The sequence below is a fragment of the Lactococcus sp. UBA7128 genome, from assembly GCF_002492185.1.
In the GTDB taxonomy this organism is placed as follows: Bacteria; Bacillota; Bacilli; order Lactobacillales; family Streptococcaceae; genus Lactococcus; species Lactococcus muris.
This window is the reverse complement of record NZ_DKXK01000036.1, coordinates 1-8,944: the sequence shown is the minus strand read 5'-3', so window position 1 is coordinate 8,944 and position 8,944 is coordinate 1. Positions and strand designations below refer to the sequence as shown.

Here is an 8,944-nt window from a genome sequence, read left to right as displayed (position 1 = left end):
GTTGTGTTGTGTTGTGTTGTGTTGCCTGATTATAAGTCATTGGGGGGGGTTCTCCAAATACAATGGTATCTCTCATCATATTTTAACATGTTACTTAATATTTATGAAATATTATCATAATGTTTTGTTATGATAATGACTTTATCAGAAATTTATTTGTTCCTCTTCTAAGTTTTTACATTTTCAATCGTCGGTTAGCTTATTGGGAAAGATATAAAAAAGTCCCTTAAATACTGTATTTTGTAAAGATTGGGCCTGCTTTTGAAGTTTCATCTTGAATTTTTCTGTTCCTGCATCTGAGATGAGAAATTATTTTTCACCTCCAAAGTTTATAGTATCGGGCTACTTTTGGATGGAACTCCTGGGCTTTCCGATACTGTTCAACAAAAAAAGGACTTCACAAATAGTGATAGCCCTGAATGTTCAATCTTAATTAAGCACTCTAGGAATCAAAAATCTTTTTCAATCCCCTAGTTGTAAACTACCCAGCTTCCCGCAGGGAGTTGACTTGCCATTTCGATTTGCTCAGCAAGTGTCATGCCAGCATATTCACCGTGACCTAACAGTTGGAAACAGCCATAAGCGCCTGAACTTGCATTTGCAGCATCTACACGGCCATTGGACTCATGCTCGATGATATAGGCCCATTCACTTGCAGAATAGCCTGCTGCATTTGCAGTGTTAGCAACCATATGATTGGCAAGAGATTCTATATCTACCTGACCAGAGGTTTGACTTAAGTCAAGTTCAGATACAGACTGTGCTACTTTAGATTTAGCAGGTTGTTTTTCAACTTTTTTGGCAACTGCAGGTGCTTTTGGAGCTTTTCCTAACAAAATGTTATTAACTTCTGTCTGTACAGCTTCAAAGTCAAAACCTTTACGTGTAAGCAAATCGACACGTTCTTGTCCTGTACCATAGTTACCGTTAATAACTTCTAATGCCACATCATGTGTAGATTGTTTTGGCATGTCCGCATGAACCATACCAGTACTATTAAACATAAATGAAGCAATGATACCAGTTGAAAGAGCAACTTTACTGAATTTCATTTAGACCTTTCGATTTCGCCACTAAGAATATTCCATAGAGTGTTGTTCAATCGTGAACCTCCGTATATACCCTATCATCATGGTTACTTCCCATACACATCATAAAGTCTTGAACGCTTGTGTAGGATTACCGTAAGCAGTTTAACGTCATTGCACGCTATGGACGTGTATCTTAAAGAAAATTCAAATTTCTGCCTGCCGCGAATTTACAAAAATAAAAATCCTCTCAATTTAAGTTACATTATTCAAATAGATGATGTTAAATTTTTATGTTTAAATTTATTTCACTCACGAGGGCTTATTATATGACCTTTTCCTTAAACTTAACTTAAAAAATCTTTTTTCAAAAAGAAATTGAAACTATTTATAAATAAAATATTCAGAAGTTTAATTATACAAAAGCATAAAAATATATAGTAAAAACGCTTGTTTAATGCGCTTTCTGTCTATTTGAGAAAGTATTGAGTCATCTTTTTAATTAAAAGATGTTAGAAACTTTTCCAAAAAATAAGTGGGGATATTTTACTTTGTTTTTTTGTTTCAGTTAAGATAACTTATGTTGCAATATGTACTTAATAAAAAAGCTCCACATCTGCGGGCAAAGAACCAATGCACAGATATGGAGTACTTAGACAAAAGCAAATATCGAAATAATATTTCAATACTGCTTTTCTCTTATGTTGATTATACCACTAAAGTAAGCGATACTAAAACAACTTACAATTTGTACATGAGAAAAATAAAAATTATATTAGAATTCGAATATAATTAGGACATTATGCATTTCATCATTGCCTTGAAAAAATAAAAACAATAGTCACAGAAGTTTGGAATAACTAACAAAAAATAATTTGATATAAAGCAGCTTTACCCCCTTGTAGTTGCAATGTTTTTACTTTCTTGTTACACCTTCATCACTACGCCATTTTTTATAAGCTTCTTGTGCTGAAATTTCACGTATAAAATCATATACTCCCTGATTAGAAAACATCTTCGTGAAAGTGTTATTGCTAACCTGTGCCAGATTAATGACCATGTCTTCAAACTCTTTTGGAAATAAAGATTGTTTGAACATCGCAAAATCATTTTCTTTTGCCATTGATTTTTGTCTCCCACTCGGATTTTGGACAACTTGCTTGACAACCATATCCAAAACCACACGATCGTCTTCTGTAAAAATGTCAGGAAACTGTGCATTAATTCTATCCAAGATTTCGGTCAAGGTATCACGTTCTTCTGGTGGTTTAACTGTTGGATTAATTCCCTTTTGTTGCTGGTACATGTATTCTTGAGATTGATCTTTTACAAGTGAAATTTCATCTTCAAAATCTTTAGTTAATTTATAGTAATCCATTTTGACTTTATCAGAGATATCCACTGAATATTCACTGTCTTTTGGTAACAAAGTGATTAAATAATTGATAAAGATTGATTCTTCCAACAACTCCCGATCAAATAAGCGAACCAGTTGAGAAATATAATTATATTTGTCACGGAAACCGCGCAAGAGTGTTCTAAACTCATACTGCATTGATTCCTCCATATCATTATAACGTTCAATGATTGGACGGAAACTACTCGATAATTTACCAAGCATTGTATCGTCTTGCTTGTTTGTACTCACTTGAAAAACATCAATGATTTTCTTAATGTCTGCGTCATTGTATAAGTTATATTTACGAATTTTCTCTTTCGCATCGTACAATATATTCGGATCAATTGCTTCATCTAGTGTAGATACTTCATAAAACTGTTGGAAAGCCACTTTGATTTCTTCTGCAGTGTTTTTAAAGTCTAACACAAAAGTATCCGTTTTCTGTGCAGTCGTCCGATTCAAACGTGATAAGGTTTGAACAGCTTTCACTCCACGGAGTTTTTTATCAATAAACATGGTGTGAAGCAAAGGCTCATCAAATCCTGTCTGATATTTTTCAGCAACTATCAATACATTATAATCTGATGTATGAAAAATTTCTTTGAGTTGATTTTCTTTCACCAAAGAACCATCTGGTAAAATATTCATTTTAGATTCAGTGAAAGTTTCTCCTCCATCAACAATTTCACCAGAAAAAGCAACCAAAGCATTAATATCTGTGTAGCCTTTTTCAGTGATGTAACGTTTGAATTCATTCATATAACGTACAGCTGCAAGACGTGAACTTGTCACAACCATAGCTTTACCTTTACCACCGATTGCATGTTGCGTGCGTTCACGGAAAGTTTCAACCATAATTTCCGTCTTTTGAGCAAGATTATAAGGATGGAGTTCTGCATATCTGACAATCGCTCTTCTTGCTTTTGATTTAGGCAATTCTGGGTCATCTGGAACAAGTTTTGCAATCTTGTATGCCGTATGGTAGGTCATATAGTTTTGCAGTACATCTAAAATAAAACCTTCTTCAATAGCTTGGCGCATGGAATAAACGTGAAATGGTTCAAAATGTCCATCTTCTGCACGCTGTCCAAACATTTCTAAAGTTTTATCTTTTGGTGTTGCTGTGAAAGCATAAAAGCTGATATTTTCATGGCGTCCTTGACCAAGCAAAGTTTCATTAAGCTGATCTTCTTCATCTCTTGCTTTTCCTGCTTCTACTTCATCAAACTCCTCCCATTCCTTCAATGCTTCTTCACGATCACTCAAAGCTGCTTTCAATTTTTTCGAAGCATTTCCTGTCTGAGAAGAGTGGGCTTCATCCACAATAACTGCAAATTTCTTTCCTTTTGTGGATTCAACATCTTGATAAATCACTGGGAATTTTTGGAGTGTTGTGATAATGATTTGCTTTCCATCGTTTATCGCATTAAGTAAGTCTTTTGAGGATTTATTATCCCCAATGGTTTCGACCAAGCCTGTAGTTGCATCAAATGATGTAATCGTATCTTGCAGCTGTCGGTCAAGTACTGTTCTGTCAGTCACAATAATCACTGAATTGAACAATGGTTGATTATTTTTATCATGAATTTTTTGCAAATGATAGGCTAACCACGCAATCGAGTTTGATTTCCCAGAACCTGCCGAGTGCTGAATCAAGTAGTGTTGACCTGAACCTTTTGACTTAGTATCACTAACAAGCTTGGTTACCACGTCTAACTGGTGATAACGTGGGAAAATCAAGGTTTTCTTTTCAACTGCTTTTCCTTTAGAATCTTTTTCATGCTTAATTTCAAGATTCATAAAACGTTGCACAATATCTAAAAGTGCATCTTTTTGAAGTACGCGCTCCCAAAGATAGGCAGTAGAATAACCATTAGGATTTTCTGGATTTCCTTTCCCTCCAACATTTCCTGCACCATTTGAGCCTTGATTAAAAGGTAAAAAATAGGTTTTTTTACCCGCGAGCTTCGTTGTCATCCACGCTTCATGCAAATCTACTGAGAAATAAACCAAGATACGACGATTAAACTGGAAAAGGGCTTCATTTGGATCTCGATCAAACATAAATTGCCGTTTAGCATTTTCAACGCTTTGTCCTTTAAATTGATTTTTCAGCTCTAAAGCAACAAGCGGAATCCCATTGACACTGAGCACCATATCAAGTGTGTTGTGATTATAAGGACTATATGCAAACTGACGTGTCACTGTTGTTATATTTGCTTCATAATTTTTTAGTGTTTCAAGATTTAAAGTTGAGGAGGGTTTAAACTGAACGACTTTAAACTTTACTCCGCGATCTTTTATCCCATTACGCAAGACATGAAGAATCCCGTGTTGGCTGACTTCTTGCTCAAAGCGTTTGTAAAAAGAGCTTTCTGGATTTGCTCCCACCATTTTTTCATAACGTTGCCACATCTTGGGTTGCGTGGTTTTGATATAGCCTACTAAAGCATCCAAATCTAAACCTTTACTTGCATCATAGTGACTAGCTTGAAAAGTTTGCTTTTGCCATCCACCAGCAGGTGAAATTAAGAATGATTCAATGTCCTGCTCAAAACGTTTTTCGTTGTCTTTCATTTTTTACTCCAACTCTTTATCAACTTTTTTCTGATAGTCCTCAATGGCTTTAGCTATTTCGCTCAGTTCCCAAACATAATCTTTCTCCTGAAAAGAAGAATCTATGCTAAACATGATTGTCTTTATCTTGCTCAAACTCTGTATAGAAAAATCAATTAAAGTGACAGCTTCCGACAAAAGCACTGGAGCATCGTTAGAAATATTTATGAGTTTGTCCAAGCTATCAACTGATTTGTCCAAGTGTGCCAGATTCTTGTCTCGAAGTTTTTTTAAGTTTTTGATTGGTTGCTCTAATTCATTCAATCTATGAGCTAATGCTTCTAACTCTGATTTTAAATCCTGATAGGATTGAGCTGAAAAATATGTCATGCTTTGAAAGTATTTTTCAGTATAAAGATTATTAGCCGTTTCAATAATTTTAGGAATCGAGTGGGACTGCTTGTTTTTGTCAAATAGCTTTGCTAACTGTAATTGAATATCACTAATCATTATATTCTGAGTTAGACCAAAATAATCTCCATAAGTAGCCAAACTATCTGTTTTTTCAAAAACTCGACTGACAGCTAGTGCAGCATTAAACATTTGTTTTAAGACCATTGATTGATGAAACAACCATTCTAAATCTTTTTTCAGTTTTTCAATTTGAACTTTAGGATTCATTTGTTGACCTGCTTTTTACCTGTGACATATTCGTAGATGAGGGATTTTTTGTAAGATTCATATTCATTTATCAAATTAAATTTCTCATAAATTAATCCATCTATATTTTTAATCTTTCCATCTAAAAAATCAGCTATCGTTTCTCCTTCTTCAAAGGAAATTTTAGGAATATGATAATTCTGAATAAACTGGGCTGATATGCGTTTTAGTCCCGCTACACCTGTCATAGTTGAAGAACCTTGATTAATAAAATCAGTATTTCTTAAATAATAAGCTAAATATCGGGAACTAAAATTCTTTGTTTTTTTATTTCTTATTGTATAAATTTCTGTTGTTCCAAAACCTAAGCCATTTTCTAATCCTGAAGCCAATGCTAAATTACCGTTTTCAAAAGAGGGCCTAACCTTGGCGATTATAATATCACCGTCAGCAAAATAGCTATATTTATTTTTTAATTCTTTTATAGATTTTTGGGTATCATTTATTAAATATCCATTTTTTAATCTATCCATTGGTAAAAATGTTGCTAATTCATTTTCATCAATTTTTTCATCATATGGTGGGTCTATTTCAGCAATATATTTTATTTTTGTTAAGTAAATACTGAAATCGGTGCTATGCTTTAACCCTTTGGTAACTACCTCAGTAATCAATGATTGTTTATAGGCTTTCAACTCTTCAATGGAACGCTTAGTGTCTGCAATAATTTGATCTATCAAAGCTATTTTAGAGTCAAGAAAGTTGGCAATCTTTTGTTGTTCAGATAATTTTGGCACAGGAACATCAACTAAAATAAAATTTGACCATTTGAGTGATTTACCATCTCTTAATGAGTCAGATGTAGCACCAATTGCTTGAATATAGGCTATATTTTTAAACAACCACCTATAATATGGACGATAAATTTTCCTAGACTTTGGAATTATGACTGTGTATGCAGGTGATACAGCACCTGTATACTCCGAAAACTCGATTCCTCCTTGAAAACTTCTAAGGCTAATAACAAAATCCCCTTTATCGACATGTTTAAAATTTTCGAAATTCTTATCGAGTGCTACTGGCTTTTGTTTCGCAAATTTCATAAAAAGCTGCTGAGGTATCATCCCATACTTCTGAGAAGCAGTTAATTGAACATCTCCAGACTTCATTTTGCCTTTTCTTTCAGAAAACAAATATTTACTTGAGATAATTTCCCAATCCTCAGGAATCTCCCCAATCCACTCAACACCAGAATCTTTCATCTTCATCCATCTACCTCCACCTCCACCTCTTGTCCACTAAGGGCTTCAAAGTTTTTGATGATGCGTGCCTCGATATCCTTAATGCGAAGCGCAATGTCATCTGATTTTTCTGGAGCTTGGTATTTATAGAAAAGTCGCGTGAAGGGAATTTCATAGCCAATTTTAGTTTTCTTTTCATCAATCCAAGCTTCAGGGTTGAAAGGAAGTACTTCTCGCTCGAAATAGCTGTCAACATCTTCAGTTAGCGGAATGTCCTCAGTATCGCGAAGTTTAGAGTCTGCTTGACGTTTCCCCTTTTTCAAGACCAATTCACCATTTTCATCTTTTAATGGACTTTCCACGGTTACTTTGCGATAGCCAAAGAAATCATTATAAAAAATCTTAGATTCGACAATTTTATCTGTGGAAGTATCCACATTGACATAGGCTTTATTTCTAAATTCACCGTAAGCTTGAAGAATCAGTTCGCGCTCGGTTTCTGAAATATCAACCCTTTTGTTCCCGATATTTTTGCGACGTTTCGTGAAAGCTTTACTTGCATCAATCAACTGTACTTTACCACGACGTTCAGGAGATTTGTTCTTGGTAATCACCCAAATATAAGTGGAAATTCCTGTATTGTAGAACAAATCCGTTGGAAGTTGGATTATCGCCTCTAGCCAGTCATTTTCGATAACATACTGCCGGATAGCTGATTCTCCACCACCTGCATTTCCAGTAAAGAGTGCCGAACCATTATGGATAATTGCCATCCGTCCAGTATCTTTCAGCTTCTTAATCCCATTAAGTTGGAACAAAAGCTGACCATCTGAGATTTTTGGTGTACCAACACCAAAACGTCCCAAATCTCCGGTCGCTGCTTCTGCCTCAACGGCTTTTTTATCTTTTTTCCAGTCAATTCCAAAGGGTGGGTTAGAAATCAAGTAATCAAAAGTATAGCCTGAAAATGCATCTTTTGAAAGGGTTGAACCCAAAGCCATATTATCCGGGTTGCCACCGCGAATCATCGTGTCGGCTTTGGCAATCGCATAAGTTTCTGGGTTTAATTCTTGACCAAAGGTTGTAACGGATGCATTTGCGTCAAGCGCTTTAATCCGCTCCGTCATCGCAGAGAGCATCTGAGAAGTGCCCATTGTTTGGTCATATATGGTACGAACAATTTGTTCATCTGATGGTTTTTCATTGATAAGCAAAACATCCGTCATTAAGTAAATAATATCTCGACTTGTAAAGTGGGCTCCTGCTTCTTCATTGTAACTTTCTGAGAATTTACGGACTAACTCTTCAAAGATGTAACCCATATCAGTGCTTGTAACTTTATCTGCACCAAGATCTGCTTTTTTAGAGTTAAATTCTTGGACGACAGCATAAAGTGCATCATTATTGGCTAGTTTGGTAATCTCTTTATCAAATTCAAAGTTTTCAAGAATGTCTTGAACATTTTCGGAAAAACCTTTGATGTAGTTTCGGAAGTTATCTTCAATCCCTTCTGAGTCAGAAAGTAAGGTTTGAAAAGTATAGACACTGGTATTGTAAAATGCGTAGCCTGAGGCATCTTGTAGCTTGCGATTTCTGATTTGTTCAACCGAAATGTCACTCAAGGTTTCCAGAGTCTCACGTACTTTATCACGCGTAGGAGCCAGTGTATCATGAAGCCGTTTAATCACTGTCATTGGTAGAATAATTTTACCATACTCATGAGGCTTGTATAAACCACGCAAAATATCGGCAGTCCCCCAAATGAGTGCAGCCTTTTCTTGAACATTGGTTGTAGTTTGTTGCTGACGTGTAGTTTCCGAAATTATATTTTCAGACATAAAAAAATCCCTTCAGCCAAAATGACAAAAGGACTTTTTACCAGTATTCTTTACTTTTACTGTGTAGCAAAGATAAGGATGACCTAATGTCATTTTTGGCGTATATATTATTACTAATTTTATCATAATTAATGTTTAGTTACGAGTTCTATTTAGTTACTCATAAATTTTGAATAATATCTTAGTAAGCCGATGTTAACTGAAATATACTTTATTATTTCT

Annotated in this window: 5 protein-coding genes; all 5 read right to left on the bottom strand. The window is 35.0% G+C overall.

Translation table 11 applies throughout. The annotated features are described in order from the left end of the window. Positions 1–470 precede the first annotated feature (470 nt). The 5 genes from B4H39_RS04645 to B4H39_RS04625 all read right to left on the bottom strand — a co-directional run bounded on the left by B4H39_RS04645 (position 471) and on the right by B4H39_RS04625 (position 8,722). Positions 471–1,052, bottom strand: coding sequence for a transglycosylase (locus B4H39_RS04645; protein ID WP_271327957.1), 582 nt, complete (start codon positions 1,050–1,052; stop codon positions 471–473). Between the two features lie 892 nt (positions 1,053–1,944). After that, positions 1,945–5,004 carry a type I restriction endonuclease subunit R gene (locus B4H39_RS04640; protein WP_251422622.1) on the bottom strand — a complete coding sequence of 1,020 codons (3,060 nt, stop codon included), beginning with the start codon at positions 5,002–5,004 and terminating at the stop codon, positions 1,945–1,947. 3 nt (positions 5,005–5,007) lie between these two features. After that, positions 5,008–5,664: a hypothetical protein gene (locus B4H39_RS04635; RefSeq protein WP_251422625.1), complete on the bottom strand. Its 657-nt coding sequence runs from the start codon at positions 5,662–5,664 to the stop codon at positions 5,008–5,010. Beyond that, positions 5,661–6,911: a restriction endonuclease subunit S gene (locus B4H39_RS04630; RefSeq protein ID WP_251422628.1), complete on the bottom strand. Its 1,251-nt coding sequence runs from the start codon at positions 6,909–6,911 to the stop codon at positions 5,661–5,663. The genes B4H39_RS04635 and B4H39_RS04630 overlap by 4 nt, the downstream gene beginning before the upstream one ends. Then, positions 6,908–8,722, bottom strand: a complete 1,815-nt coding sequence (locus B4H39_RS04625) for a type I restriction-modification system subunit M (RefSeq protein ID WP_251422631.1) — start codon at positions 8,720–8,722, stop codon at positions 6,908–6,910. Before B4H39_RS04625 ends, B4H39_RS04630 begins: the two co-directional genes overlap by 4 nt. Positions 8,723–8,944: the final 222 nt, after the last annotated feature.